Origin of the sequence: Xylophilus ampelinus (assembly GCF_003217575.1) — a bacterium.
GTDB classification, from domain to species: domain Bacteria; phylum Pseudomonadota; class Gammaproteobacteria; order Burkholderiales; family Burkholderiaceae_C; genus Xylophilus; species Xylophilus ampelinus.
In genome coordinates, this window is record NZ_QJTC01000012.1 from 77,390 (window position 1) to 102,654 (window position 25,265).

28 protein-coding genes and 1 tRNA gene are annotated in these 25,265 nt (G+C 69.0%); 19 read left to right on the forward strand and 10 right to left on the reverse strand.

What is annotated here, in order from left to right:
* The first annotated feature begins 15 nt into the window (after positions 1-15).
* The 10 genes from DFQ15_RS09555 to crcB all read left to right on the forward strand — a co-directional run bounded on the left by DFQ15_RS09555 (position 16) and on the right by crcB (position 9,854).
* Entirely contained in the window at positions 16-2,991 is a 2,976-nt protein-coding gene (locus DFQ15_RS09555) for a monovalent cation/H+ antiporter subunit A (RefSeq protein WP_110465765.1), read from the forward strand.
* Positions 2,992-3,339: a Na+/H+ antiporter subunit C gene (locus tag DFQ15_RS09560; RefSeq protein WP_110465766.1), complete on the forward strand. Its 348-nt coding sequence runs from the start codon at positions 2,992-2,994 to the stop codon at positions 3,337-3,339.
* A complete protein-coding gene (locus DFQ15_RS09565; protein WP_110465767.1) occupies positions 3,336-5,102 on the forward strand; it encodes a monovalent cation/H+ antiporter subunit D in 1,767 nt (588 codons plus the stop codon). The genes DFQ15_RS09560 and DFQ15_RS09565 overlap by 4 nt, the downstream gene beginning before the upstream one ends.
* Positions 5,099-5,596, forward strand: a complete 498-nt coding sequence (locus DFQ15_RS09570; RefSeq protein WP_110465768.1) for a Na+/H+ antiporter subunit E — start codon at positions 5,099-5,101, stop codon at positions 5,594-5,596. The genes DFQ15_RS09565 and DFQ15_RS09570 overlap by 4 nt, the downstream gene beginning before the upstream one ends.
* Complete coding sequence (locus DFQ15_RS09575) at positions 5,593-5,871, forward strand: K+/H+ antiporter subunit F (RefSeq protein ID WP_110465769.1); 279 nt, start codon at positions 5,593-5,595, stop codon at positions 5,869-5,871. Before DFQ15_RS09570 ends, DFQ15_RS09575 begins: the two co-directional genes overlap by 4 nt.
* The gene (locus tag DFQ15_RS09580; RefSeq protein ID WP_110465770.1) at positions 5,868-6,236 is read left to right on the forward strand and encodes a cation:proton antiporter; all 369 of its coding nucleotides are present in this window, start codon (positions 5,868-5,870) and stop codon (positions 6,234-6,236) included. Before DFQ15_RS09575 ends, DFQ15_RS09580 begins: the two co-directional genes overlap by 4 nt.
* Before the next feature lie 170 nt (positions 6,237-6,406).
* Positions 6,407-7,378: a TRAP transporter substrate-binding protein gene (locus DFQ15_RS09585; RefSeq protein WP_110465771.1), complete on the forward strand. Its 972-nt coding sequence runs from the start codon at positions 6,407-6,409 to the stop codon at positions 7,376-7,378.
* 74 nt (positions 7,379-7,452) lie between these two features.
* Entirely contained in the window at positions 7,453-7,986 is a 534-nt protein-coding gene (locus DFQ15_RS09590) for a TRAP transporter small permease (protein WP_110465795.1), read from the forward strand.
* A gap of 114 nt (positions 7,987-8,100) precedes the next feature.
* The gene (locus DFQ15_RS09595; RefSeq protein ID WP_110465772.1) at positions 8,101-9,432 is read left to right on the forward strand and encodes a TRAP transporter large permease; all 1,332 of its coding nucleotides are present in this window, start codon (positions 8,101-8,103) and stop codon (positions 9,430-9,432) included.
* A gap of 35 nt (positions 9,433-9,467) precedes the next feature.
* Complete coding sequence (crcB, locus tag DFQ15_RS09600) at positions 9,468-9,854, forward strand: fluoride efflux transporter CrcB (RefSeq protein WP_110465773.1); 387 nt, start codon at positions 9,468-9,470, stop codon at positions 9,852-9,854.
* 48 nt (positions 9,855-9,902) lie between these two features.
* On the opposite strand, the gene DFQ15_RS09605 is transcribed toward crcB, so the two are convergent.
* Positions 9,903-11,132, reverse strand: coding sequence for an MFS transporter (locus DFQ15_RS09605; protein WP_110465774.1), 1,230 nt, complete (start codon positions 11,130-11,132; stop codon positions 9,903-9,905).
* Positions 11,133-11,293: 161 nt separating this feature from the next.
* Between DFQ15_RS09605 and DFQ15_RS09610 the strand changes: the two genes are divergently transcribed.
* The 5 genes from DFQ15_RS09610 (at position 11,294) to DFQ15_RS09630 (ending at position 14,656) form a co-directional block, all read left to right on the forward strand.
* The gene (locus DFQ15_RS09610) at positions 11,294-12,163 is read left to right on the forward strand and encodes an LOG family protein (protein WP_110465775.1); all 870 of its coding nucleotides are present in this window, start codon (positions 11,294-11,296) and stop codon (positions 12,161-12,163) included.
* 206 nt (positions 12,164-12,369) lie between these two features.
* Positions 12,370-12,594, forward strand: coding sequence for a hypothetical protein (locus DFQ15_RS09615; protein WP_110465776.1), 225 nt, complete (start codon positions 12,370-12,372; stop codon positions 12,592-12,594).
* Between the two features lie 415 nt (positions 12,595-13,009).
* On the forward strand, positions 13,010-13,981 hold the full coding sequence (locus DFQ15_RS09620; RefSeq protein ID WP_146228712.1) for a hypothetical protein: 972 nt from the start codon (positions 13,010-13,012) through the stop codon (positions 13,979-13,981).
* 16 nt (positions 13,982-13,997) lie between these two features.
* A tRNA-Ser gene (locus DFQ15_RS09625) sits at positions 13,998-14,084 on the forward strand.
* A gap of 158 nt (positions 14,085-14,242) precedes the next feature.
* Positions 14,243-14,656, forward strand: coding sequence for a response regulator (locus tag DFQ15_RS09630; RefSeq protein ID WP_110465778.1), 414 nt, complete (start codon positions 14,243-14,245; stop codon positions 14,654-14,656).
* 174 nt (positions 14,657-14,830) lie between these two features.
* On the opposite strand, the gene hemW is transcribed toward DFQ15_RS09630, so the two are convergent.
* From hemW to DFQ15_RS09655, 5 genes are all read right to left on the reverse strand, one after another.
* Entirely contained in the window at positions 14,831-16,108 is a 1,278-nt protein-coding gene (gene hemW / locus DFQ15_RS09635; RefSeq protein WP_110465779.1) for a radical SAM family heme chaperone HemW, read from the reverse strand.
* Positions 16,108-16,704, reverse strand: a complete 597-nt coding sequence (locus DFQ15_RS09640; protein WP_110465780.1) for a non-canonical purine NTP pyrophosphatase — start codon at positions 16,702-16,704, stop codon at positions 16,108-16,110. The genes hemW and DFQ15_RS09640 overlap by 1 nt, the downstream gene beginning before the upstream one ends.
* A 45-nt stretch (positions 16,705-16,749) precedes the next feature.
* Positions 16,750-17,505: a ribonuclease PH gene (gene rph, locus DFQ15_RS09645; RefSeq protein ID WP_110465781.1), complete on the reverse strand. Its 756-nt coding sequence runs from the start codon at positions 17,503-17,505 to the stop codon at positions 16,750-16,752.
* Between the two features lie 106 nt (positions 17,506-17,611).
* On the reverse strand, positions 17,612-18,514 hold the full coding sequence (locus tag DFQ15_RS09650; RefSeq protein ID WP_110465782.1) for a PP2C family protein-serine/threonine phosphatase: 903 nt from the start codon (positions 18,512-18,514) through the stop codon (positions 17,612-17,614).
* A complete protein-coding gene (locus DFQ15_RS09655) occupies positions 18,511-19,554 on the reverse strand; it encodes a serine/threonine protein kinase (RefSeq protein WP_110465783.1) in 1,044 nt (347 codons plus the stop codon). The genes DFQ15_RS09650 and DFQ15_RS09655 overlap by 4 nt, the downstream gene beginning before the upstream one ends.
* Positions 19,555-19,711: 157 nt before the next feature.
* On the opposite strand from DFQ15_RS09655, the gene DFQ15_RS09660 reads away from it, so the two are divergent.
* The 4 genes from DFQ15_RS09660 (at position 19,712) to DFQ15_RS17815 (ending at position 22,620) form a co-directional block, all read left to right on the forward strand.
* On the forward strand, positions 19,712-20,617 hold the full coding sequence (locus DFQ15_RS09660; protein WP_110465784.1) for a YicC/YloC family endoribonuclease: 906 nt from the start codon (positions 19,712-19,714) through the stop codon (positions 20,615-20,617).
* Between the two features lie 96 nt (positions 20,618-20,713).
* On the forward strand, positions 20,714-21,016 hold the full coding sequence (locus DFQ15_RS09665; RefSeq protein ID WP_233504387.1) for a helix-turn-helix domain-containing protein: 303 nt from the start codon (positions 20,714-20,716) through the stop codon (positions 21,014-21,016).
* Complete coding sequence (locus DFQ15_RS09670; protein ID WP_110465786.1) at positions 21,013-22,239, forward strand: type II toxin-antitoxin system HipA family toxin; 1,227 nt, start codon at positions 21,013-21,015, stop codon at positions 22,237-22,239. The genes DFQ15_RS09665 and DFQ15_RS09670 overlap by 4 nt, the downstream gene beginning before the upstream one ends.
* A gap of 51 nt (positions 22,240-22,290) precedes the next feature.
* Complete coding sequence (locus tag DFQ15_RS17815; protein ID WP_233504389.1) at positions 22,291-22,620, forward strand: MetQ/NlpA family ABC transporter substrate-binding protein; 330 nt, start codon at positions 22,291-22,293, stop codon at positions 22,618-22,620.
* Positions 22,621-22,997: 377 nt separating this feature from the next.
* On the opposite strand, the gene DFQ15_RS18130 is transcribed toward DFQ15_RS17815, so the two are convergent.
* The 4 genes from DFQ15_RS18130 to DFQ15_RS09695 form a co-directional block, all read right to left on the reverse strand.
* On the reverse strand, positions 22,998-23,540 hold the full coding sequence (locus DFQ15_RS18130; protein WP_310593124.1) for a hypothetical protein: 543 nt from the start codon (positions 23,538-23,540) through the stop codon (positions 22,998-23,000).
* An 11-nt stretch (positions 23,541-23,551) separates the two neighbouring features.
* Positions 23,552-23,944 carry a RidA family protein gene (locus DFQ15_RS09685; protein ID WP_110465787.1) on the reverse strand — a complete coding sequence of 131 codons (393 nt, stop codon included), beginning with the start codon at positions 23,942-23,944 and terminating at the stop codon, positions 23,552-23,554.
* 125 nt (positions 23,945-24,069) lie between these two features.
* Complete coding sequence (locus DFQ15_RS09690; protein ID WP_110465788.1) at positions 24,070-24,510, reverse strand: acyl-CoA thioesterase; 441 nt, start codon at positions 24,508-24,510, stop codon at positions 24,070-24,072.
* On the reverse strand, positions 24,507-25,262 hold the full coding sequence (locus tag DFQ15_RS09695) for an ABC transporter ATP-binding protein (RefSeq protein WP_110465789.1): 756 nt from the start codon (positions 25,260-25,262) through the stop codon (positions 24,507-24,509). The genes DFQ15_RS09690 and DFQ15_RS09695 overlap by 4 nt, the downstream gene beginning before the upstream one ends.
* Positions 25,263-25,265: the final 3 nt, after the last annotated feature.

Here is a 25,265-nt window from a genome sequence, read left to right on the forward strand (position 1 = left end):
TAGAATGGCCGGCGAATGTCCCAACTCCTCGCGCTTGTCCTCCTCCCCTTCGCCGGCAGCCTGCTTGCCGGCATGCTCCCGGCCAATGCGCGCAACCGTGAATCCACCCTCGCCGGACTGATCGGCCTGTACTGCACGGTCCGGACCGCGCTGTACTTTCCCCGCATCGCCGACGGCGGCGTGATCCGGCAGAACTTCTCGTGGATCCCTTCGATCGGGCTCGAGTTCTCGCTTCGGATGGACGGCTTCGCCTGGATGTTCTGCATGCTGGTGCTGGGCATCGGGACGCTGGTGGTGCTGTACGCCCGCTACTACATGTCGCCGGCCGATCCGGTGCCGCGCTTCTTCGCCTTCTTTCTCGCGTTCATGGGGGCGATGGTCGGCGTGGTGCTCTCGGGCAACCTGCTGCAGTTGGCCTTCTTCTGGGAGCTGACCAGCCTTTTCTCGTTCCTGCTGATCGGCTACTGGCACCACCGCAAGGATGCCCGCCGCGGCGCGCGCATGGCGCTCACCGTCACCGGCAGCGGTGGGCTGTGCCTGATGGCGGGCCTGCTGCTGCTCGGGCACATCGTGGGCAGCTACGACCTAGACGTGGTGCTGGCCGAAGGCGATCTGGTGCGCGCCCATCCGCTCTACCTGCCGACGCTGCTGCTGATCCTGCTGGGCGCGCTCACCAAGAGCGCGCAGTTCCCCTTCCAGTTCTGGTTGCCGCATGCGATGGCGGCGCCGACGCCGGTCTCCGCCTATTTGCACTCGGCCACGATGGTGAAGGCCGGCGTGTTCCTGATGGCACGGCTCTGGCCGGTGCTGGCCGGAACCGACGAATGGTTCTGGCTGGTCGGAGGCGCGGGCCTCTGCACCCTGCTGCTGGGCGCCTACGCGGCGATGTTCCAGAACGATCTGAAGGGCCTGCTGGCCTACTCGACCATCTCGCACCTGGGCCTGATCACGCTGCTGCTGGGCCTCAACAGTCCGATGGCGGCGGTCGCCGCGGTCTTCCACATCATGAACCACGCGACCTTCAAGGCATCGCTGTTCATGGCCGCCGGCATCATCGACCACGAGAGCGGCACGCGGGACATCCGGCGGCTGTCGGGACTGTTCCGGCCGATGCCGATCACCGGCACGCTGGCGATGGTCGCCAGCGCGGCCATGGCCGGCGTGCCATTGCTCAACGGTTTCCTGTCGAAGGAGATGTTCTTCGCCGAGACCACCTTCCTCAGTGCCTCGCGCTGGATCGAGATCGGCCTGCCGGTGGCCGCCACCGTCGCCGGCATCTTCAGCGTCGCCTACTCCCTGCGCTTCACCGTAGACGTGTTCTTCGGCCCCCGCGCCAGCGACCTGCCGCACACGCCGCACGAGCCGCCGCACTGGATGCGGGTGCCGGTCGAGCTGCTGGTGCTGGCCTGCCTGGTGGTGGGCGTGGTGCCCGAATTTTCGATCGGCCGGGTGCTCGGCACCAGCGCGCTGCCGGTGGTGGGCGAGACCCTGCCCGCGTACAGCCTGGCCGTCTGGCACGGCTTCAACCTGCCTTTCGCGATGAGCCTGGTGGCGCTCGGTGGCGGCATCGTCGTGTATCTGGCGGTGCGTGCCCAGTTGCGCAGCGGCCGGATCGTGCGCGCTCCGCTGGTGGGCCTGCTGGACGGCCAGCGCATCTTCCACCGGGTGCTGACCACGCTGGCCGTGCTGGCCCGCACCGGGCGCCGGCTGCTCGGCACGCGCCGGCTGCAGGCGCAGCTGCTGTGGCTGGTGGGCATGACCGTGGCGGCGAGCACCGCCGGGTTGTGGAATCGGGGTGCTGCACCGGGCGACCGCGCGTTGCTGCCGGCCTCGCCCGCTTTCGTGCTGCTGTGGCTGCTGGGCGTCGCCTGCGCCGTCGGTGCCGCCTGGCAGGCCAAGTACCACCGATTGGCCGCCCTGACGCTGCTCGGCGGTGCGGGGCTGGTCTGCTGCATCACTTTCGTCTGGTTCTCCGCGCCCGATCTGGCCTTGACCCAGCTTTCGGTCGAGGTGGTCACCACGGTGCTGATCCTGCTCGGCCTGCGCTGGCTGCCACGGCGCATCGAGAAGCGCTTCGACGACGGGCGCTGGTCGCCATCCAAGAGAATGCGGCGGCTGCGCGATCTGCTCGTCGCCCTGGCGGCCGGCGGCGGCATGGCCACGATCGCCTACGCGATGATGACCCGCGACTTCCCGCAGAGCATCTCCGAATTTTTTCTGGAGCGCTCCCTGTCCGAAGGCGGCGGCACCAACGTGGTCAACGTGATGCTGGTCGACTTCCGCGGCTTCGACACTTTCGGAGAAATCGTGGTGCTGGGCGTGGTGGGGCTCACCATCTACGCCTTGCTGCGCCGCTTCCGGCCGGCGGGCGAGACGATGCAGCTACCGCCGCAGCAGCGCGCCCAGTCGGAGAACGCCAACACCGACCTGATCAACCCGCGCAACGTGGCCGACTCCGCCGTCGGCTACCTGATGGTGCCGGCTGTGCTGGTCCGGCTGCTGTTCCCGCTGGCGGGCGTCGCCTCGGTCTACCTGTTCCTGCGCGGCCACAACGAGCCGGGCGGCGGCTTCGTCGCGGGGCTGGTGATGTCGGTGGCGCTGCTGTTGCAGTACATCGTCTCGGGCACCCAGTGGGTCGAGGCGCACCTGCGGCTGCGCCCGCGGCAATGGATCGCCTTCGGCCTGCTGACCGCGATCGCCACCGGTGTCGGCCCCTGGTTCCTGGGCTACCCGTTCATGACGACCCACACCGCGCACCTCGATCTGCCGATCCTGGGCGAGATGCACATTGCCAGCGCCCTCTTCTTCGACATCGGCGTATTCACGCTGGTGGTCGGCGCCACCATCCTGATCCTCACCTCGCTGGCCCACCAGTCGGTACGCGCCCACCGCTACCAGGCACGGGAAGACGGCGACGAGGAAGCCCAGGTCGGCGTGCCGGTGGCCGCGCTGCGTGCCGCCGCGGCAGCGACGGTGAAGGCAGACGCCTGAATGGAGATCGTCCTGGCGGCCGCCATCGGCATCTTCACCGCATCGGGCGTCTGGCTGGTGCTGCGGCCCCGGACCTTCCAGGTGATCATCGGCCTGTCGCTGATCTCGTACGCGGTCAACCTGTTCATCTTCGCGATGGGCCGGCTCTCGGTCGACCGTGAGCCGGTGCTTCTGCCGCACCTGCCGGCGACCCTGCAGTACTACGACGATCCGTTGCCGCAGGCCCTGGTGCTGACTGCGATCGTCATCGGCTTCGCCATGACCGCGCTGTTCCTGGTGGTGATGATGGCCCTGCGCGGCCTCACCGGCTCCGACCATGTCGACGGCGGCGAGGAGCCGAAGCCATGAGCCGCTGGATCGAGACCTCAATGCCCCATGTCCTGTTGGCACCGATCCTGCTGCCGATGCTCACCGGCGCGCTGATGCTGCTGGCGGGCGAGGAGCGCCGGCGCCTGAAGCTCGGCGTCAACCTGATGTCCACCGGCCTGTGGCTGGTGGTGGCCGTCGGGCTGCTGCGCTGGGTCGACCACCACGGCTCGGTCGGCACGGTGGGCGTCTACCTGCCCGGCAACTGGCCCGCGCCCTTCGGCATCGTGCTGGCGATCGACCGGCTCTCCGCACTGATGCTGGTGCTGGCCGGCATGGTGGCGCTGGCCTCGATCCTGTTCGCGTCCTCTCGCTGGCACCGCGCCGGCGTGCACTTCCATCCGCTGTTCCAGTTCCAGCTGATGGGCCTGGCCGGCGCGTTCCTGACGGCCGACCTGTTCAACCTGTTCGTGTTCTTCGAGATCATGCTGGCCGCCTCCTACGGCCTGCTGCTGCACGGTTCGGGCCGCAGCCGGGTGCAGGCCAGCCTGCACTACATCGCGATCAATCTGGCAGCGTCGTCGCTGTTCCTGATCGGCACCGCGATGCTCTACGGCGTGACCGGCACGCTGAACATGGCCGACCTGGCGCAGCGCATTCCACAAGTGGCCACCGCCGACTGGGGCCTGCTGCACGCGGCCGCGGCGGTCCTGTCGGTGGCCTTTCTCACCAAGGCCGCAGTCTGGCCGCTCAACTTCTGGCTGGTGCCGGCCTACAGCGCCGCCACCGCTCCGGTCGCGGGCATCTTCGCCATCATGAGCAAGGTGGGCATCTACACGCTGCTGCGGCTGTGGTCGCTGCTGTTCTCCGCCGACGCGGGCGAGTCGGCCTTCTTCGGCGGCAACTGGCTGATCGCGGCCGGCATGCTCACCCTGGCCTTCGGCGCGATCGGCATGCTGGCCTCGCAGAGGCTTGGCGTTCTGGCGGGCTACGGCGTGCTGGTGTCGTCGGGCACCCTGCTGGCGGCGATGGGTTTCGGCCAAAGCGCTTTGACCGCCGGTGCGCTGTACTACATGGTCTCCTCGACGCTCGCGCTCAGCGCGCTCTTCCTGCTGGTCGATCTGATGGAGCGCTGGCGCAACGACGGCGCCACCTACGCCCCGCACGAACGGGCCGACAACGCGCCCTTCCTCACGCCCGATTTGAAGCCACTGATCGGCATCAACCTCGACGAGGAGCAGGCCGAGCTGATCGGCCGCGCGATCCCGGCGGCCATCGCCTTCCTGGGCCTGTCGTTCATGGCCTGCACGCTGCTGCTGGCCGGTTTGCCGCCCTTGTCGGGTTTCCTCGGCAAGGTGGCGATGCTGTCGGCATTGCTCAACCCGCTCGGGCTGGACCAGGGCATCACCGATGCGGCGGGCGTCCCCGGCATCGCCAACCGGCCCGGCACCACCCAGTGGATGCTGCTGGCGCTGGTGGTGGCATCGGGACTGCTGACGCTGATCGCGATGAGCCGCACCGGCATCCGCCATTTCTGGGCCGCCCACGGACGCGGCATCCCGCACCTGCGGATCGCCGAAGGATTTCCGGTCGCGGCGCTGCTGGGCGCCTGCATCCTGCTGAGCGTCTTCGGCGAACGGGCGATGCGCTACACCGCCGACACCGCCGCCGGGCTGAAGGCGCCTGGCAGCTACATCTCGGCCGTGATGCAGGCCAAGACGGTGCCCAACCCGAAGAAGTACGACTCCGAGCCCGCCGCCGGCACCGCGCCCGGCTCGGGCACCAGCCCCGGAGCCACGCCATGAAACTGCTGCGCCGGATCTTCCCGCATCCGCTGCTGGCCGCGGCGCTGTTCGTGCTGTGGTTGCTGCTGACCCAGTCGGTCGGGCCCGCCACGCTGCTGATGGCCGCGCTGGTGGCCGTCGTCGGCCCGTTGCTCACCGCCAGCCTGCGCCCGGCGCCGGTGCGCATCCGGCGGCCGGGGGTGGTGCTGAAGCTGCTCGGCACCGTGTTCGTCGATGCGATGCAGTCCAACCTGCACACCGCGCGCCTGCTGCTCACCCGCCGGGCCCGGGACATCCCGTCGGACTTCGTGCACATACCGCTCGACCTGCGCGACCCCAACGCGCTGGCCGTGCTGGCCATGATCACCTGCGTGACGCCGGGCACCGCCTGGGCCGAGCTGGCGCTGGACCGCAGCATGCTGCTGCTTCACGTCTTCGATGCACGCGATCCGGAAGCGCTGATCGCCGACATCAAGCAGCGCTACGAGCGCCCCCTGATGGAGATCTTCGAATGAGCCCCTTCCTGCACTGGACGCTGTGGGTGGCCCTGGACTGCCTGGTGCTGGCGATGGCCTGCTGCCTGCTGCGGATGCTCAAGGGCCCGAGCGCGCAGGACCGGGTGCTGGCGCTCGACTGCTTCTACATCAACGGCATGCTGGTGATGCTGGTGATGGGCCTGCAGTACGGCAGCAGCATGTACTTCGAGGCGACGATGCTGATCGCCCTGTTCGGCTTCGTCGGCTCGACCGCCATGGCCAAGTTCCTGCTCCGCGGCGAGGTGATCGAATGACGCCGGCGCACCTGCCGCTCTGGGCCGAGATCGTCGTCGGTGTGCTGGCGCTGGTCGGCAGCACGATGGCGCTGATCGGCTCGGTCGGCGTGCTGCGGCTGTCGACCTTCTTCCAGCGCATCCACGCCACCACGCTCGGCTCGACGATGGGTGGCTGGACGCTGGCCTGCGCCACCATCGTGTACTTCTCGGCCCGCGACGGCACGCTGGCGGTGCATGCGCTGCTGATCTCGGTGTTCGTGGCACTGACGATTCCGGTGACGACCATCTTCCTGATGCGGGCCGTCCTGTTCCGACATCGGCAGGCCCGGCTGGGCGGCGTGCCGCCGGCGTTGGGAGCGTATGGGGAAGCGGACCGCAACTGACGGGTCGGCCTTCCCCTGCCGCCGGACAGTGGCACCTTTTTTGCTTTACCCCATTACCGGACACGCCGGCCGGCGCAAGGGAATCTACCGTTCTCGCCCGAAGCGCGAACGGTCACAGTGCCCGATGTCCTTTCCCGCAACCCATCGGCCTTCACCGAGGAATCGCTCCCATGAACCGTAGAACCCTGGCCGCCTGTGCGGTCGCGCTGCTGGCCCAGGTCTGTGCCTTCGCACAGGCCAGGTGGGACCTGCCCAGCGCCTACCCGGCCACCAACTACCACACCGAGAACATCGCCCAGTTCGCCAAGGACGTGGAAGCGGCAACCGGCGGAAAGCTCAAAGTCACGGTGCACGCCAACGCCTCGCTGTTCAAGGCGCCCGAGATCAAGCGCGCGGTGCAGAGCGGCCAGGCGCAGGCCGGCGAGATCCTGCTGGCCAACTTCTCCAACGAGAACCCGATCTACGCGCTCGACGGCGTGCCCTTCCTGGCCACCACCTATGCCGAATCGCGCAAGCTCTACGACGTGTCCAAACCCGCCACCGACAAGCTGCTGGCCGCCCAGGGCATGAAGATCCTGTTCTCGGTGCCGTGGGCGCCGCAGGGCATCTACAGCAAACGCGAAGTGGTCTCCGTCGCAGATCTGCGCGGCATCAAATGGCGCGCCTACAGTCCGGCCACCGCCAAGATCGCCGAGCTGATCGGCGCGCAGCCGGTGCAGATCCAGCAGGCCGAACTCAGCGCCGCGATGGCCACCGGCGTGATCGAGGCCTTCATGACCTCTAGCTCCACCGGCTACGACACCAAGACCTACGAGAGCATCAAGAACTTCTACGACACCCAGGCGTGGATTCCGAAAAACGCGGTGCTGGTCAACATGAAGAGCTTCAACGCGCTCGACGCCGCCACCCAGGCCGCGGTGACCAAGGCCGCTGCCGATGCCGAAGCCCGTGGCTGGAAGGTGGCCGAAGCCAAGAACGAGGAGTACAAGCGGCTCCTGACCGAGCGTGGCATGAAGATCATGAAGCCCTCGCCCAAGCTCGACGCCGACATGCGCCAGGTCGGCAGCATCATGCAGGCCGACTGGCTGAAGGCCGCCGGTGCCGACGGTGCCGCGATCCTCGACGCCTACCGCAAACCATGAGCGCCGTTCGGCCCCCGGCTGCCGCCGTGCCGGCGGCCGGCGCGGTGAATGCCGCGGCCTATGCGCCCGGCCCGCTGCGTCGGGTGCTGGCGCGTCTGTTCGATGCTGCCGGCGCCCTGGGCGCGGCCTGCGTGGTCGCCATCTTCCTTCTGATGATCGTGGCGGGCGTGGGCCGGCAGGTCAACCTGCGGGTCAGCGGCATCAACGACGTGGTGGCCTGGCTCTGCGCGGCCGCCGCCTTCCTGGCGATGGCGCATGCGTTTCGCCACGGCGACTTCGTGCGGGTGACGCTGGTGCTGGAATGGGTGCCGCCGCGGGTGCGCCGCTGGATGGACGCGGTGTGCCTGGCCATCGCGACCGCCGCCGTCGGCTATCTCACCTGGTGGGCCACCGCCTTTACCTGGGAGAGCTACGAATTCGCCGAGGTGGCGACCGGCCTGGTCGCGATCCCGATCTGGATTCCGCAATCGACCTTCGTGGTCGGCTGCTGGCTGCTGATGCTGGCGGTGCTCGACGAACTGGTCACAGTGCTGCAGGGCGGCAAGCCGGGCTACCAGCGCGCGGTGGAAGAGCGCCACGCCGCGGGCGATTTCTCGTCCGAAGTCTGATGCCCCGCCCGCTCGCCTGCCACGCGCCTCCCGGCACACCGCCGGCGCGCCGCCCTTCGTCCTTCTCCCGTCCTTCCTTCGGTTTCCGAGGCCACTCCCTCCAGGATTTTCCTCATGTCTGACACCCTGCTCATGGGCGGCATGCTGCTCGGCATCATGCTGGTGCTGCTGGCCGGCGGCGTCTGGATCGCGATGACGCTGGCGATCGTCGGCTGGATCGGCCAGGCGTTCTTCACCAACACCCTGCCCGGCAAGAACCTGTTCTCGGCGTTCTGGGAAAGCAACGCTTCGTGGGAGCTGGCCGCGCTGCCGCTCTTCATTTGGATGGGCGAGATCCTGTTCCGCACCAAGCTCAGCGAGGAGATGTTCGAGGGCCTGCGCCCCTGGCTCAACCGGGTGCCGGGACGGCTGATGCACACCACCGTGCTCGGCTGCGGCGTGTTCGGATCGGTGTCGGGCTCGTCGGCCGCCACCTGCGCCACCATCGCCAAGGTGGCCCTGCCCGAGCTGAAGAAGCGCGGCTACAACGAGAACCTGGCCATCGGCTCGCTGGCCACCGCCGGCACGCTCGGAATCCTGATCCCGCCTTCGATCACGATGGTGGTCTACGCGGTGGCGGCCGATGCGTCGATCATCCGCATCTTCCTGGCGGGCTTCCTGCCCAGCCTGCTGCTGATGGTGCTGTTCTCCGGCTACATCGGCTGGTGGAGCCATCGCCACCCGGACCAGGTGCCGCCGGCCGATCCGCCCAGCAGCTTCATGCAGAAGTTGAAGGCCTCGGGCAACCTGATCCCGTGCGCGCTGCTGATCGTCTTCATCGTCTGGGTGCTGGTGGCCGGCTGGGCCACGGCCACGGAGTGCGCGGCCTTCGGCGTGCTGGGCTCGCTGGCCATCGCCGCCTACGGCCGCAGCCTGACCTGGCAGAACTTCAAGGACGGCGTGATGGGCGCCACCCGCACCAGCTGCATGATCATGTTCATCCTGGCGGGCGCGGCCTTCCTCACCAAGACGATGGCCTTCACCGGCATCCCGCGCGAGCTGGCCGAATGGGTCGACGGCATGCACCTGTCGCCCTACGCGCTGATCTCGGTGCTGGTGCTGGTGTACCTGGTGCTGGGCACCGCGCTCGACGGCATCAGCATGATCGTGCTGACCAGCGCGGTGGTGCTGCCGATGATCCAGAAGGCGGGCTTCGACCTGGTGTGGTTCGGCATCTTCGTGATCCTGCTGGTCGAAATCGCCGAGGTGACGCCGCCGGTGGGCTTCAACCTCTTCGTGCTGCAGAACATGACCGGCCGGGACAGCAACCTGATCGCCAAGGCGGCGATCCCGTTCTTCGCCTGCCTGGTGGTATGCATCGCGCTGATCACGCTGTTTCCGCAGATCGTGACTTTTCTACCCGACATGGTGATGGGCAAGGACGGCGCGCCGCTGCCGGCGGGCTGAGGGAACCCGCCGCAGCGGCTGCGATACTGCGCGCCATGCTGCTCAACGTCTCCGTCATCTGCATCGCCGCCTGTGTCGGCGCCCTGCTGCGCTGGGGCTTCGCGCTGTGGCTCAACCCGGGCAGCGTGCTGCCCTGGGGCACGCTGGCGGTCAACCTGATCGGCGGCTACCTCATCGGCTTGGCGATCGGCGTGTTCAACGGATTGCCCAACCTGGACCCGGCCTGGCGGCTGATGGTGATCACCGGCTTCCTGGGCACGCTCACCACCTTCTCCAGCTTCTCGGGCGAGGTGGTCGGCATGCTGCTGCAGCAGCGCTACGCCCTGGCGCTGGGCACCGCGGCGATGCACATCGCCGGCTCGCTGCTGCTGACCTTCGCCGGACTGCGCAGCGCGCAGTGGGCGCTGGCGGCTTTTCGCTGAATTTCAAGGGAAAAAGGGCTGCAGCCTGCGCAGTGCGCGGACCACCAGCTATCGTTTCGATAGCATCTCGTCGCGCCGGGCCAGGCTGGGGAACAGGCGGAACCACATCAGCGCCACCAGCATCGTGCCGACGCCGCCGAACACCACCGAGCCCACCGGGCCGAGCAGTGCGGCGGTGGCGCCCGACTCGAACTCTCCCAGCTGGTTGCTGGCGCCGATGAAGACCGAGTTGACCGCGCTCACCCGGCCGCGCATCGCGTCGGGCGTCTCCAGCTGCACCAGCGTCTGGCGCACCACCACGCTCACCATGTCGGCACCGCCGGTGACGGCCAGCGCCACCAGCGACAGCCACAGGTTGTGCGACAGGCCGAAGACCAGCGTGGCCAGCCCGAAGATGCCCACCGCGACCAGCATGCGGGCGCCCACCTTGCGCTCCAGCGGCCAGCGGGTCAGCACCACCGACATCGTCAACGCCCCGACGGCAGGGGCCGCCCGCAGCATGCCCAGGCCCCAGGGGCCGGTGTGCAGGATGTCCTTGGCGTAGATCGGCAGCAGCGCCACCGCGCCGCCCAGCAGCACCGCGAACAGATCGAGCGACACCGCGCCCAGCACCGGCTTGCGGTGCCAGATGAACCGCACGCCGGCCAGCAGCGTCTGCAGCGACACCGGCGCCCGTGGCGCGGCCACGTGGGCGTAGCCGAGCCGCTTCACCAGCAGGCTGCCCATCGCGAACAGCGCCACGCAGGTGCCGTAGACCGCCGTGGCGCCGGCCACGAAGATCACGCCGCCCAGCGCCGGCCCGCCGATGATCGCCGCCTGCGAGCCCGCCGCGCTGAACGCCATCGCCCGCGGCAGCATCAGGGGCGGCACCAGCGCGGGCGTGAGCGCCTGCTGGGCCGGCATCTGGAAGGCCCGCACCATGCCCAGCACCACCGACAAGGCCAGCAGCAGCGACCGGCCGACCCAATGGCCCTCGGTCGCCAGCACCAGGGTCAGCGCCACCGCGCCCTGGGTGAAGAAGCAGGCGGCCACGATGTGCCCGCGGTGCAGCCGGTCGGCCACTTGCCCCGCCACCAGGGTCAGCAGCAGGGCCGGCACGAACTGGTAAAGCCCCACCAGGCCCAGGTCCCAGGCGCTGCCGGTCAGCTCGTACATCTGCCAGCCCACCGCCACCATCAGCATCTGCTGCCCGGCGGTGCCGAACAGGCGCGCAGACCAGAAACGGATGAAGGCGCGTTCCTTCAGGAGGTCGCGGAACTGGTACGTGGGGATTGTCATGGGGGCAGGCGGCGTGGCCGGCACTGCCGCGGGGCCTGGTGCGTGGCAGGGTCGTGGGGAAAGAGGCGGATGTCGGCGTGGCGAAGCGACATTCTGCCTCGCCTGTTCCAGGCCTGCCCGCACCGCGGCGGACCATCACGGCAATCCCCCACAATGGCGGGATGGATTCCACCCACAACCTCAACGACAACCGCATCGCCGATGCCTGGGCCACGCTCCATGCGCATTCCGACAGCGGCAACGCCCTGCAATCCCAGGCCTACCGCCTTGCCTTCGCCGACCCCGAGTTCCTGACCCGCCGCGAGACCCGCGGCGTGCGGATGCAGCTGGAGATGCTCAAGCCCGACCTCGACCAGCAGGCCCAGGGCATCGAGAATACCGTGGTCGTCTACGGCAGCGCCCGCTTCCTGCCGCCCGACGAAGCCGCCGCGCTGCTGCAGGCGGCCGAGACGGTGGGCGAGCCCGCCGCCATCGCCGCCGCGCGGCTGAAGGTCAAGAACGCCCACTATTACGAGCAGGCCCGCCTGTTCGCGCGGCTCGTCGCCACCGACAGCGAAGCCCGGTCCAAGGAAGAACGACTCTACATCTGCACCGGCGGCGGCCCCGGCATCATGGAGGCGGCCAACCGCGGGGCGCACGAAGTCGGCGCGCTGAACGTCGGCCTCAATATCGCCCTGCCGCACGAGCAGAGCGGCAACCGCTTCATCACACCCAGCCTGTCGTTCAAGTTCCATTACTTCGCGCTGCGCAAGATGCACTTCATGATGCGGGCCAAGGCGCTGGTGGCGTTCCCCGGCGGCTTCGGCACGCTGGACGAACTGTTCGAACTGCTCACCCTGGTGCAGACCGGCAAGAGCAAGCGGGTACCGATCGTGCTGTTCGGCAAGAGTTTCTGGACCCGTGTCGTCAACTTCGACGTGCTCGTCGAGGAAGGCACCATCTCGGCCGCCGACCTCAAGCTGTTCCACCTGACCGACGATCCGCAGGACGCCTGGGACACGATCCAGGACTTCTACCGGCTAACGGAATGAGCGTGGTCGCAGCGGTTTGCCGAGCCGGCGCCCGCGGGCCGGTGGCCGCACCGGCACCACGGCCTGCGGGTTCCGCACATCGGCCATGGTGCCCGGATTTCCATGGGCATACGCCTACAGGCGCCTAGCACCGGCGCTGGCACGCAGCGCACCCCGGGTGCCTAGCATGGAGTGGCCCAACCCCCTAACGCACTGCGAGGAGCTTCATGACGTCTACCCATCCACGCGACTCCGACGCCCCCGAATCGCCCGACCAGCTGGACCACCAGGCCTTCGAAGGCGGCGACCGGGGTGGCAAATCCGGATCCAACGCCGCCCAGAACCGCGCCGTCGGCATCGACGATTCGATCGTCGAAGGCAGCCGACAGGGCCGCGAACGCTACAAGACCGAAATCGACCACGGCGAAGCGGAGCCCCGAAACTCCGTGTAGCCGACGGTGGAAAAGGCATCAGCTTGCCGAAAATCACAAAGATGCGCCGTCGTTTCAATGGCGCCGTCGTTCCGACAAAAGCTGGTGGCTCCTCCCATACCTGTTTCATGGTGCCCCTCTTGCCCGCGCTCGGCGCGGGCTTTTTTGCGTCCGGCTATTGGCCCGGACGGGGATCTTGCACCGGCGGCTGCTGCGTCGGACGGGGTGGCGGGTCGCCGATCGGGGTTTCGGGCGGCGGGCCGGAAGGTGGAGGCACCTGCAGCGGCGGGGTCGGGATCGGGGATTCGGTAGGCATGGGCATTTCTCCTGAGTCAAAACATCATGGCTGCGGACCACGGTCAAGAGGTTTCCGCGTGCTACTGGGGCGCGGCGCAGGGCGTGGGAACCTATCGCGCGGCCGTCCTCTCCGACCGTCATGACGGCACACACGTTCCTCCCCCGGCCCGACATGCAAGCCAAGAAGCACCCCGGTGTCGACCGCCATGCCTACCGCGGCCTGAACAACCCCCAGGCCGAGCGTGCGGGCGCGGCGCTCGCGGCGCACCTGGAGCGGCTGGGCACGGCCCGCTGCGTTGCGACCCTGCGGGACGCGCACCGCCAGACGCCGGCCGGCACGCCGCGGAGCCATGCGCTGCGGGTCCTGATCGGCGTGCTGCAGGAGCTGGGCGTCGACACCCTGCAGGTGCAGATGGAGCAGTGGCGTGCCGCCCGGCACGCGATGGAATCCGCGCGCGCCGAGTTGCAGGTGCTGCAGCACTCGTTCGATGCGGATTTCGCCCGCTGGAGCGCCACGGCCGCCCATATCCGACATACGCGGGAGCAGGCGCTCGCCCTGCTCGATTCCCTGCTGCCCACGGCGCAGCGCAAGGAGAATCCGTCGGCCCGCCCTCTGTCGAAGGCACTTGCGCGTCTGCCTGGCAGCGAGCTGCAGGCCGCCCTGGCCTCGGCCGACGAAGCATTCCTCCAGCCCGCCCAGGACGCCCTGTTGGCCGACCTGGTGGATGTCGGCCTGGCGCTGGAGGTGCGCGAGCATGCCTGCGCCGCCGAAGGCCTGGGCATCGAGACCGAGCTGGCTCTGGGCGCCGCAGGCTACGACATCCAGGATGCGATCCACCAGTTCAAGCCCCTGGCCGAAGCCGCAGCGGCGCTGATGGAGCGCCGCAAGCAGTTGACGGCGGCCATCGCCCACACGGAGCGGCTTCAGACGGTATGCCGGCAGGCATCGGTTCCGGCGTTGCTGATGCGGCTGCCCTACCTGTGGTTTCCGGCGTACGAGTTCAGCCAGGCCGACCAAATGCTGACGGCTCAGACCCCGGCGGCGTACGGCGCAGCGACCGGCGGTCCGAAAGACGGTCGAACGGGCGGGCCGACGACTTCCGCGGGCTAGAATCGAGAGCTATCCAGGAAGCGTGGCAGAGCGGTTGAATGCACCGGTCTTGAAAACCGGCGATGTCGAAAGATATCCGTGAGTTCGAATCTCACCGCTTCCGCCGGAGCACCCATTGCACCTGTGTTGGGAGCACTCCGGGCATTCCGGTGCGGTCCGTCTGTCCCTCCGAGGCAGCGGGGGCATGCCGCAGGAGACGGCTCGCAATGCACTCGGCACAGGCCACCGGGAGCCAGCGCACCCCTTTGTTCGAATGGGACCATGAAACCTCGCTGCCGCGCCTTCCTCGTCGAAGACAACCCACGAAGTCTGGAAAGCCTGATCCCGGCGCTGGCGGAACTGGCCTGCGCCGAAGTCGTCGGCTTCGTCCAGCGCGAGGACGATGCGCTCGAATGGCTCGGGCAGCATGCGGCCGAGGTCGACGTGGTGGTGCTCGACATGTTCCTGCTGCAGGGCACCGGCCTGGGCGTGCTCAACGCAATGCGCGAGCGCGGCATCGACTGCACCGTGGTAGGGCTGACCAACCATGCGACCGACGACACGCGCGCCCGGTTCTCCGCCGCCGGGGCCGACGCCGTCTTCGACAAGATGGAACAGACCGAGGACTTCTTCGCGTTTCTCGACACGGTGGTCCGCCGGACCCGGACGAACGAGGCGGCGGTCGACGGACATTGAGCCCCGTAGCCGGCCCCTGCTCGGCCCGGCCGCCGCGGCGCACAGCGCCCCGCTGCGCCAACACTTCGCGGCCATCAGGGCATCCTCGGCGTCGAGCGACGGCAACGGCAGAAGCGGCGTCCCGGCGCGGGCCGCGCAGCTCCGCCGTGCCGTCGCGCCAGGATGCAACACGCTTTAGCCCGCAAGAAAGAGCGCCTGCAGGTCGCTCAGGAAATCGAAGCCCCGCTCGGTCGGCTGCACCCGCTTCAGGTCGCGGGTGATCAATCCCTTGGCTTGCGCCTCCGCCAGGGCCGGCGCGATCGCCGCGACCGACAGCCCGGTGCGGTCGGCGAAGTCCTGCAGCAGGAAGCCCTCGCGCAGCCTCAGCGCATTGAGCATGTACTCGAACGGCAGATCGCCGCGCTTCAGCTCTTCCTGCTGCGTGACCGCATTGCCGGCCGGTGCACGCTCCATATAGAGCTGCGGATCGCGCACCCGCACCTGCCGCACGATGCGGTGGGCGAAGCTCAGCTTGCCGTGCGCACCCGCGCCGATGCCCAGGTAGTCGCCGAACTGCCAGTAGTTGAGGTTGTGGAAGCAGCCGTGGCCGGGCTTGGCATAGGCCGAGATCTCGTAGCGGGCCATGCCGGCGGCGCCGGTCCGCTCGGTGATGCGGTCGAGCATCTCGTAGGCGGTATCGTCCTCGGGCACGACCGGCGGATGCTTGGCGAAATAGGTGTTGGGCTCGATCGTCAGGTGGTAGATCGAGATGTGCGGCGGCGCCAGGGCCAGCGCGGTGGCGACGTCGGCCTCCAGCTGCGCCATGGTCTGGCCGGGCAAGGCGTACATCAGGTCGAGGTTGAAGGTCTCGAACGCCGAGGCCGCCTCTTCCACCGCGGCCAGCGCCTGGGCACGGTCGTGCACCCGGCCCAGGGCCCGCAGGTGGGCATCGTCGAAACTCTGCACCCCCACCGACAGCCGCGTCACGCCGGCGGCGCGGAAGGCGCGGAACCGGTCGCGCTCGAAGGTGCCGGGATTGGCCTCCAGCGTGATCTCGGCATCGGCCGCCAGCCGCACCCGGGCCCGGATGCCGCCGATCAGCCGCTCGATCGCCTCGGGCGAGAACAGGCTGGGCGTGCCGCCGCCGAAGAACACGCTGTGCACCGTACGGCCCCAGACCAGCGGCAGCGCGGCCTCCAGGTCGGCCATCAGCGCATCGACGTACCGCTGCTCGGGGATCGGGGGGCGCGCCCCCTGCCCCGCTGCGCCGGCATCGACCTGCGTGCCTGCTCGCCACTCGTGCGAGTTGAAATCGCAGTACGGGCACTTCTTCAGGCACCAGGGCAGGTGCACGTAGAGCGACAGCGGCGGCAGCGCGCCCAGCTGCAGCGTGCCGGGCCGCATGTAGTGCAGCAGGTCGGGCTGCGGTGCGACCGCCGGGCCGGCCGGGACAAGCGGAATGCTGCCGGCCATCACCAGCGCTCGCGGACGAGTTCGAGCATCCGGCGTGCGGCCTGGCCCCGATGGCTGTGCGCGTTCTTCACCTCGGGCGGCAGTTGGGCACAGGTTTGGCCGAAGGCCGGCAGGAACATCACCGGATCGAAGCCGAAGCCGTGCCCGCCGACCGGCACCCGGGCGATCTCGCCGGCCAGCCGGCCCGAGGCGATCAGCGGCTCGGGATCTTCCGCGCTGCGCACGCCCACCAGGGTGCTGACCAACGCGGCGCGGCGGTCGTCGACCGTCGCCATCTGCTCCAGCAGCGCCCGCACGTTGTGGTCGTCGCCCTTCGGGTAGCCGAACTGCGTCGCGTAGTAGGCGGTATCGACGCCCGGCAGGCCGCCGAAGGCCTGCACGCACAGGCCCGCGTCGTCGGCGATGGCGGGCAGGCCGCTGGCGCGTGCGGCGTGGCGGGCCTTGGCCAGCGCGTTCTCGACGAAGGTGCGGAAGGGCTCCTCGGCCTCCGGGATGCCCAGGTCGCCCTGACGCAGCAGCTCGACGCCCAAGGGCGCGAACATCGCCCGCAGCTCGGCCAGCTTGCCGCGGTTGTTGGAGGCCAGGACGATTTTCATGGTCAAAAGTGCTTGGAGCCTTTATGGTTCATCGACATCATGCTATTATTTTTGTAGCGATTGCTTCTGCAGCAAGACCAGTTCGGCGATGCCTTTCTCGGCCAGGGCCAGCAGCCGGTCCATCTCGGCGCGGGTGAACGCGGCGCCTTCGGCCGTGCCCTGCACCTCGACATAGTGGCCGGCACCGGTCATCACGACGTTCATGTCGGTGTCGCAGTCGACGTCCTCGACGTACTCCAGGTCGAGCAGCGGCACGCCGGCGACGATGCCGACCGAGATCGCCGCCACATGGCCGCGGATCGGCGAGGCGGCCAGCTTGCTCTGGGCCATCAGTGTGTCGACCGCGTCCTGCGCCGCGACGAAGGCGCCGGTGATCGCCGCGGTACGGGTACCGCCGTCGGCCTGCAGCACGTCGCAGTCGAGGTGGATGGTGCGCTCGCCCAAAGCCTTCAGGTCGAACACCGCGCGCAGCGAGCGGCCGATCAGGCGCTGGATCTCCTGCGTGCGGCCGGTCTGCTTGCCCTTGGCCGCCTCGCGGCTGCTGCGGGTGTGGGTGGCGCGCGGCAGCATGCCGTATTCGGCGGTCACCCAGCCCTCGCCGCTGCCCTTCTTGTGCGGCGGCACCTTTTCTTCGACCGACGCGGTGCAGAGCACCTTGGTGTCGCCGAACTCGATCAGCACCGAGCCTTCGGCGTGGATCGTGTAGCCGCGGGTGATGCGCACGGTGCGCAGTGCATCGGCGGCGCGGCCGGTGCGGGTGTAGGGCGTGGGGGCGGCGGTGCCACGGGTGGTGTCGCTCATGGGGGGTCCGGGAAAAGTCGGGATGGAAAGGATGGGCGGCGATCGGGGGACGGCCCGGAAAGGCAGGCATTCCGGCGGCCCCCGCGCGGCGCGAACGGCGCGCCGGTCACACCCGGCGTGCGGCGGACCGGCGGATCGCCTCGTTGATCTCGGCGATCGAGCGTTCGATCGCCTCGTCGTCCAGGTCGTCGGCCGACGCGTCGGGCACGCCGGCCTGGATGGTCGAGGCGAACACCTCCTCGCCGATGGTGTCGGTGGAGATGCCGCGCGTCGGCTCGAAATCGGCGGCTTCCCATTCGAAGCCGATGGCGGTGACATTGTCGCTGGCGGGGCCGGCGTTGCGCAGTGCACGCTCGACCAGCTCGGGCACCGCGGCCGACACCGGATGCGCACCGGCGACGGCCACGATCTCGTCGTCGCTCAGCATGTCCCACAGGCCGTCGGAGCAGAGCAGCACCCGGTCACCGCCCTGCAGCGGAAACGGCCCCGCCACGTCGAACAGCGGCCGGGTCGGCGAGCCGAGGCAGGTGAACAGCACGTTGCGGTTGGCCGCCTGGTTCGGACGGGCCAGCTGCATGTCGCGGCGCTCGGTGTAGGAGTGGTCGCGGGTCCGGGTGACCAGGGCGCCGTTGCGGATCAGGTAGAGGCGCGAGTCGCCGCAGTGCGCCCAGCTGACCTGCCCGTTCTGCACCACCGCCATCACCAGCGTGGTCCGGGGCGAATCGAGCATCGCCTTGAAGGTGGCGTAGCGCAGCAGCTGCTGGTGCGCGGACAGCACCGCCTCCGACAGGAAGGCGGTCATGTCGGGCAGGGCCGGCTTGGCATAGCGCTGGAACAAGGCCGAGGCGGTCTGCAGCGCGAGCTGCGCCGCCACCTCGCCCTCGGGATGGCCGCCCATGCCGTCGGCCAGCGCGAACAGGCCCGCTTGCCGCGTGTAGCAGTAGCCCATGCGGTCCTCGTTGATCTCGCGGCCGCCGAGGCGGCTCACCTGGAACACCGAGAACTTCATGGCAGCGCGGCCCCCGCGCCGCTGTCGTTGCGGCCGGCGTCGCGCGCCGCGGCGGCTGCCGGCGCAGGGGCGGATCGCTTGCCGTCGGAGACGAGCGAATCGATCTGCATGCGCATCCGCTCGCCCACCGTCAACCGGGTGTGGCGGCGCTCGTTGGGCATGCCCAGCTCCTTCTGCAGCGAGAAGACCGATTGCGGCCGCTGCAGCGGATCGAGCGACATGCACCATTGCACGATCTCGATCAGGTGGTCGGAGTAGACGCCCCGCAGTCGCGACAGCGCGACCGAGAGCCGGTCCTTGTCCTGGCGCTGCGGCACGTCGTTGGGCGGATAGCCCTGCATGCAGGCGTACATGCAGGCGCCGACGGCGTAGATGTCGGTCCAGGGGCCCATCATCGCGTCGCGCTTGTACATCTCGGGCGCGGCGAAGCCGGGGGTGTACATCGGCCGCACGAAATGGCTTTCCTTGCTGAGCACCTCGCGCGCGGCGCCGAAGTCGATCAGCACCGCCTTGTTGTCGTCGGTGATGAAGACGTTGGCCGGCTTGATGTCCAGGTGCAGCATCTTGTGCTGGTGCACGATGCGCAGGCCGCGCAGCACCTCGTCGAACAGCGAGCGGATGGTGGATTCGCGGAACACCTTCTGCGCCTTCTGCTCCCGCGCGGTGATGATGAAATCCTGCAGGGTGTCGCCCTCCAGGTAGTTCATCACCATGTAGACCGTCTCGTTCTCCCGGAAAAAATTGAGCACGCTCACCACCGACGGGTGGGAGATCTGCGCCAGCGCGCGGCCTTCCTCGAAGAAGCTCTTCAGGCCCAGGCGGTAGAGCGACAGCTTCTCGGGCGCGACCTTGGGCAGAGGGCTGTCGGCGCTGCGGGTGGCGAGCGATGCGGGCAGGTATTCCTTGATCGCCACCGGCTTGCTCTCGCTGTCGTGCGCCAGATAGACGATGCCGAATCCCCCGGCGGAAATACGGCGCACCACACGGTAGCCCCCGATCGCCGTATCGGGCGGCAGCGGCGCCGGCTTGTTCTTGGTCATGCGATGAGGGCGAAAGGATGGGCCGTCTGGCGACCGGTTGCGGCCCTGCGGCGGGGGCTGTCGCATGGAGATCGCGGGGGTTTCACCGGAACGGCGGGCGAACCCCGCTATTCTCCGGTATCTGCAACGACCCGCAAAACAGATGTCAGTTTACAGCATGACCGGCTACGCCAGCGCGCAGGAAAGCGTCCTGGCACACGAGTCCGACAACGCCGCGCGGCCCGCGCCGGAGCGCCGGCTCGGCCTGGAAATCCGCTCGGTCAACAGCCGCTTCCTGGACCTGGCGTTCCGCCTGCCCGACGACCTGCGGCAGTACGAACCGGTGCTACGCGAGAAGCTCACCGCCCGTCTGAAGCGCGGCAAGGTCGAGGTGCGTGCCGCGCTGGAGCACGACAGCGCCGACACGCTGCCCGAGCCTTCGGTGCGATTGCTGCAGCGCCTCAATTCGATCCAGGACACGGTACGGGCCTGGATGCCGTCGGCGGCACCGCTGTCGGTCGCCGACACGATGCGCCTAGGCGCCGCCGAGCAGCACGCCCGCGCCACCGACCGCAACACCAGCATCGTGCCGCTGGTCGAGAAAGCCCTGGCCGAGCTGCTGGCCGCCCGCGAACGCGAAGGCGCTCGGCTCGCCGCCATGCTCACCGACCGCGTCGCCCAGCTGCGCGGGCTGGCCGCCCAAGCCACGCCCCTGGTGCCGCGCCTGGTCGAGCAGCAGCGCCAGCGCTTCCTGGAGCGCTGGTCCGAGGCCATGGCCCTCGGCGAAGGCGCCGCCGTGCCCGAGGCAGCGCAAGACCGCGCCCTGTCGGAGGCGACCGCCTTCGCGATCCGCATCGACGTCGCCGAAGAGATCACCCGCCTCGACAGCCACCTCGACGAGATCGATCGCCTGCTCGCCAAGGGCGGCGAAGTCGGCAAGCGGCTCGATTTCCTGATCCAGGAACTGCAACGCGAGGCCAACACCCTGGGCTCGAAGTCCGCCACGATCGAACTCACCCGCATCTCGGTCGACATGAAGGTGCTGGTCGAGCAGATGCGGGAGCAGGTGCAGAACATCGAGTGAAGCAGCGTGCACCGAGGCTGGCGCATCCTTATTAATGTGCATTAAAATGGTGTTTAGGGCCTGAATCAAGGGCTAAACACCATAAATATGACATTTATGCTGAACACTACCGACGAGGTCTTGCAAACCGTCGGCGAGCGCCTGCGCGCCCAGCGGCTGGCCCAGGCCCTGTCCCAGCAGGAGCTGGCGGCTGCGGCCGGCCTGTCGCAGGGTGCGGTGCGCCAACTGGAGCGCAACGGACAGTCCTCGCTGGACACGCTGGTCCGGGTGGTGCAGGCGCTCGGACTGGTAGGCGAGCTGGACGATCTGTTCGTGCCCCGGCGGCAGTCCATCGCGCAGATGGTCCAGGCCGAAGCGGCCGGCCTGCGGCAGCGCGCGCCGCGTCAAAAGAAGCCGTGAAGCGGCTCGGCGTCCACTACCAAGGCTGGGGCGACGACTTTGCGCTCGGCCAGCTGGCGGACGATGGATCCACCCTGCTGTTCGAATACGCGCCGGAGGCATTGGCATCGACGCTGGAGCTGTCGCCGCTGCATCTGAAACTGCGGGCCCCGGCCTACGGCGGCTTTCCCGCCCACCTGCACCGCCTTCCGGGCCTGATCGCCGACAGCCTGCCCGATGGCTGGGGGCTGCTGCTGATGGACCGGCTGTTGCGCCGGCAGGGGCTTCGCCATCCCGGGCCGCTGGACCGCCTCGCCTTCATCGGCGACCGTGCCATGGGCGCGCTGCGCTTCGTACCGGCCGCCGGCCCCGATGCTGAAGCGCCCGATTGGAACCTGCTGGCACTTGCCCGCGAAAGCGAACGCGCCCTGGCCGGCGATACCGGTGCCGCCCTGCGGGAACTGGCACTGACCGGCGGCTCGCCCCAGGGTGCGCGCCCGAAGGCCCTGGTGCAGTACGACGCCGCGACCGCGCAGGTCAGCACCCGCCAAGATGCACCCGGCGCTCCCTGGCTGGTCAAGTTCCCTGCGCAGGACGAGCACAAGGAGGTCTGCGCGATCGAGCAGATGTATGCGGAACTGGCCCGGAGCTGCGGCCTCGAAGTGCCGGCCAGTGCATCGTTCGACCTGTCTCGCACGCTCGCGGCCTTCGGCGTCGCGCGCTTCGACCGGGAAGACGGCATGCGCGTGCCGGTGCACAGCCTGGCGGGCCTGCTGCAGGTGGACTTCCGGCTGCCGGGCAGCACCGACTACACCACCTTTCTGCGGGCCACGCGGATGCTGACCCGCGACGAGCGCGAGGTCGACAAGGCCTATGCGCGGGCCGTCTTCAACGTGCTGTTCCACAACCGCGACGACCATCCCAAGAACTTCGCCTGGCGCATGGGCCGCGACCGTCGCTGGCGGCTGGCGCCGGCCTTCGACCTCACTTTCAGCGACGGCCCGAGGGGCCAGCACCACATGGACGTATGCGGCGAAGGCAGCGCGATCGGCCGGGCCCACCTGCTCGCGCTGGCCGCCCAAGGCGGCGTGGCGCCGAAGCAGGCGATCGCCACCATCGACCGGATGCTGGACCACGCCGGAGGCTTCGACCGGCGCGCCGCAGCGTTTGCGATCCGGCGCACGACGGTGCGGCAGATGGTCGCTGCGGTGGACGCTTGCAGCGTGAGGCTGAGGCAGGGCTGACACGCGGTCCGCTACCTGCAGGCCACCAACCAGCGCCAGGGCTTCGACCTGGTGCCGGTGGTCCAGGTGCCGCCGCCGCCGATGGGCCTGTACTCGAAGCGGCACAAGACCCTGGCCGCGGTGCCCGACGGCGCCACCGTCACCCTGCCCTCCGATCCCGTCAATGCGGCGCGGGCGCTCAACATCCTGGCGCAGGTCGGCTGGGTGCAGGTCAAGCCCGGCACCGATCCGCTGGTCGTGTCGGAGCGCGACGTGGTGTCCAACCCCAAGCGGCTGAAGCTGGTGCCGCTGGAGGCCGCGCAGGCGCCCCGCTCGCTCGACGATGCCGACGTGGCCGCGATCCCCAGGGCAACTTCGCCGTCGCCTACGGGCTGCGCCTGACCGAATCGCTGCGGCTGGAGGACATGACGGCGCCCTAGGTCGACGTGGTCGCCGTCGAGCGCGGCCAGCAGGAGTAGCCGTTCGCCCGCGACATCGCGGCGGCCTACCGGTCGGCCGGCTTCCAGCAGTTCTTCAAGGCCCAGTCGGTCTGGGCCGGCTACCGGCTGCCCGACTACTTCGACAAGCCGTGATCCGTCGGCCGGTGTGGTTCGCCGGTGTGGTTCCGCTTCTGGGGCGGCGGGGCATCTTCCGCAGCGCGTAAGAAGGGCGGACCTTGCGGGAACATCCGGGGTTGGCGGTGCCGGGCAGTCGGCGGGGCTCGGGCTGCGGCTTGATTTTGTTTGAAAGTGGCTGTAGCCGGCTTTTGGCGCCGGCTACTAGCTATAAAAAATATAGCAATAACGGGCTGACCGGGCGGCTTTGGCAGAGCGGGTCGGGCCAGGCGCCGTGGGTGATCGCGCCGACGGCGTACTATGCTCCGCGAATGTCCCCCGCGACGGGCTGCGCCCGCCGCTCCTCCTAATACGATCCCCCTCGCTCCTGCCGCGCTGAAGGGAGCCCGTCCGGCTGACCCCGTGCTCCTCCTGGGACTCAGAGCCCGCAATTAAGACTGGGACACTGGACGGTTTCGACGCTGTAGCGCGAACGGTGAAATCGTTCGCCGACAGCGCCCGCCAATAACCGCCGTGGATGAAGACGAAGACCGGCGCGCCGGGCGCGTCGGCCGGGAAGATATCGAGCGTTTCGGCGCGCGTCGGGCCGTAGGGCACGCGCAGTTCGCAGCGCAGCGTGGCGCGGGCATGGGCGCTGCGCTCGGCGTAGTGGCGCATCTCGGCGGCGCGGTCGGCCGCCGGGATGGCGGTGTCGTACTGCGCGTCGATCTGCTCCTGCGTCTCGAAATCGCGGTAGAGCCGGGGCATGGCGGCGCCGCTCAGTCGGGGACGACGGCGGTCACTTCGATCTCGACCTTGGCGCGGTCCTCGATCAGGCCCGACACCTCGACCGCCGTCATCGCCGCGTTGAAGCTGCCGATGATCTCGCGAAACGCCTTGCCGATCTCGGGGTACGCGGCCACGTAGGCCTTGCGGTCGGTCACGTACCAGGTCATGCGCACGATGTGTTCGGTCTTGGCGCCGCCCTCGGCCAGCACCGCCGCCACGTTCTCCAGCGCCTGGCGGGCCTGGCCGGCCAGGTCGTCGGTGTGGAACACGCCCTCGGCGTCCCAGCCGATCATGCCGGCGACGAACACCATGCGGCCGCGGGCGGTCACGCCGTTGGCGTAGCCGCGGGGGCGGGGCCAGCCGGAGGGAAGAAGGGTCTGCATAAGGATCTCCAAGGGAAGTCTGTGAATCGCACTGCGGTACGTCGGTCACCGCCGAACCGGGCCTGGCCGGTTTCCGGCATCGCCCTCGCCCGCCGAGGGGCTCCGTGCGCGGCGGGAACGGACATTCAAGTCGGCAGCCTGCCGAGCGCTTCGCGCACGTCGTCGGGCAAGGCCCGCGCCTGGTGGGTCTTGAGGTCGGTCGCGACCAGCACCTGGCGCGAACGCATCCGCTCCTGCTCGCCGGCGCGGCAGTGCAGCGCCAGGGTGAGCGAGCTGTTGCCGACGCGCTCGACCGCCAGGCCCAGCGTCACGTCGTCGCCCATGCGGCTCACCGCGCGGAACTCGCATTCCAGCCGCACGATCGGCATGCCGATGCGCCGCGGACCCAGCAGGCCGGCATAGGACACGCCCAGGCAGTCGTTGAACCAGTCCTCGACCAGGCCGTTGAGCATCACCAGGTACTGGGGGAAAAAGACGATGCCGGCCGGATCGCAGTGGGCGAAGCGGATGCGCAGCGGCCGCTCGAACACGACCGGATGGGTGGAAGGGGAAAAGGGTGCGGTCATACGCCGATGTACTTTTGCCAGAGGCCCGGATCGGCCGCCAGCGCGGGGGAATCGCCCTGCCAGACCACCTGGCCGCGCTGCACGATGGTGTGGCGGTCGGCCAGCGTGACCAGCCGCTGCACGTACTTGTCGATCACCAGGATGCTCTGGCCCTGCGCGCGCAGTTGCGCCAGGCAGCGCCAGATCTCCTCGCGGATCAGCGGGGCCAGGCCCTCGGTGGCTTCGTCCAGCACTAGCAAATAAGGATTGGTCATCAGCGCGCGGCCGATGGCCAGCATCTGCTGCTCGCCGCCCGAGAGCTGGTTGCCCATGTTGCGGGAGCGCTCGGCCAGCCGCGGGAACAGGTCGTAGACCCGCTCCAGCGTCCACGAGTCGGGCGACCGATTGCGGTTGGCGCCGAAGGCGCGCAGGTTCTCGGACACCGACAGGTTGGGGAAGATCTGCCGGCCTTCGGGCACCACCGCCAGGCCCATGCGGGCGATGCGGTCGGGCTCCATGCGCTCGATGCGTTCGCCGCGGAAGCGCACCGTGCCGCTCCTGGCGCGCACCAGGCCGAGCAGCGAGCGCACCGTGGTGGTCTTGCCCATGCCGTTGCGGCCCAGCAGCGTCGCCACGTCGCCCGCGTCGATGCGCAGGCCCACGCCGAAGAGCACCTGGCTGCTGCCGTAGGTGGCCTGCAGGTCGTCGATCTCCAGCAGCACCGGGCGGTCGGGCCGCGGCGCGGGTGCTGGTACGGCAGCGGCACCGGCCATCGT

Bases quoted from the DNA above. Each gene is read 5' to 3' on its own strand.
- DFQ15_RS09650 (WP_110465782.1), bottom strand. From the start codon at position 18,514: ATGAAGTTCTCGGTGTTCCAGGTGAGCCGCCTCGGCGGCCGCGAGATC.
- DFQ15_RS09655 (WP_110465783.1), bottom strand. From the start codon at position 19,554: ATGACCAAGAACAAGCCGGCGCCGCTGCCGCCCGATACGGCGATCGGG.
- DFQ15_RS09660 (WP_110465784.1), top strand. From the start codon at position 19,712: ATGACCGGCTACGCCAGCGCGCAGGAAAGCGTCCTGGCACACGAGTCC.
- DFQ15_RS09565 (WP_110465767.1), top strand. From the start codon at position 3,336: ATGAGCCGCTGGATCGAGACCTCAATGCCCCATGTCCTGTTGGCACCG.
- DFQ15_RS09570 (WP_110465768.1), top strand. From the start codon at position 5,099: ATGAAACTGCTGCGCCGGATCTTCCCGCATCCGCTGCTGGCCGCGGCG.
- DFQ15_RS18130 (WP_310593124.1), bottom strand. From the start codon at position 23,540: ATGCCCCGGCTCTACCGCGATTTCGAGACGCAGGAGCAGATCGACGCG.
- DFQ15_RS09640 (WP_110465780.1), bottom strand. From the start codon at position 16,704: ATGAAAATCGTCCTGGCCTCCAACAACCGCGGCAAGCTGGCCGAGCTG.
- DFQ15_RS09560 (WP_110465766.1), top strand. From the start codon at position 2,992: ATGGAGATCGTCCTGGCGGCCGCCATCGGCATCTTCACCGCATCGGGC.
- DFQ15_RS09665 (WP_233504387.1), top strand. From the start codon at position 20,714: ATGCTGAACACTACCGACGAGGTCTTGCAAACCGTCGGCGAGCGCCTG.
- DFQ15_RS09690 (WP_110465788.1), bottom strand. From the start codon at position 24,510: ATGACCGCACCCTTTTCCCCTTCCACCCATCCGGTCGTGTTCGAGCGG.
- DFQ15_RS09610 (WP_110465775.1), top strand. From the start codon at position 11,294: ATGGATTCCACCCACAACCTCAACGACAACCGCATCGCCGATGCCTGG.
- DFQ15_RS09595 (WP_110465772.1), top strand. From the start codon at position 8,101: ATGTCTGACACCCTGCTCATGGGCGGCATGCTGCTCGGCATCATGCTG.
- DFQ15_RS09580 (WP_110465770.1), top strand. From the start codon at position 5,868: ATGACGCCGGCGCACCTGCCGCTCTGGGCCGAGATCGTCGTCGGTGTG.
- DFQ15_RS09615 (WP_110465776.1), top strand. From the start codon at position 12,370: ATGACGTCTACCCATCCACGCGACTCCGACGCCCCCGAATCGCCCGAC.
- hemW (WP_110465779.1), bottom strand. From the start codon at position 16,108: ATGGCCGGCAGCATTCCGCTTGTCCCGGCCGGCCCGGCGGTCGCACCG.
- DFQ15_RS09555 (WP_110465765.1), top strand. From the start codon at position 16: ATGTCCCAACTCCTCGCGCTTGTCCTCCTCCCCTTCGCCGGCAGCCTG.
- DFQ15_RS09585 (WP_110465771.1), top strand. From the start codon at position 6,407: ATGAACCGTAGAACCCTGGCCGCCTGTGCGGTCGCGCTGCTGGCCCAG.
- crcB (WP_110465773.1), top strand. From the start codon at position 9,468: ATGCTGCTCAACGTCTCCGTCATCTGCATCGCCGCCTGTGTCGGCGCC.
- DFQ15_RS09620 (WP_146228712.1), top strand. From the start codon at position 13,010: ATGACGGCACACACGTTCCTCCCCCGGCCCGACATGCAAGCCAAGAAG.
- rph (WP_110465781.1), bottom strand. From the start codon at position 17,505: ATGAGCGACACCACCCGTGGCACCGCCGCCCCCACGCCCTACACCCGC.
- DFQ15_RS09575 (WP_110465769.1), top strand. From the start codon at position 5,593: ATGAGCCCCTTCCTGCACTGGACGCTGTGGGTGGCCCTGGACTGCCTG.
- DFQ15_RS09630 (WP_110465778.1), top strand. From the start codon at position 14,243: ATGAAACCTCGCTGCCGCGCCTTCCTCGTCGAAGACAACCCACGAAGT.
- DFQ15_RS09605 (WP_110465774.1), bottom strand. From the start codon at position 11,132: ATGACAATCCCCACGTACCAGTTCCGCGACCTCCTGAAGGAACGCGCC.
- DFQ15_RS09685 (WP_110465787.1), bottom strand. From the start codon at position 23,944: ATGCAGACCCTTCTTCCCTCCGGCTGGCCCCGCCCCCGCGGCTACGCC.
- DFQ15_RS09695 (WP_110465789.1), bottom strand. From the start codon at position 25,262: ATGGCCGGTGCCGCTGCCGTACCAGCACCCGCGCCGCGGCCCGACCGC.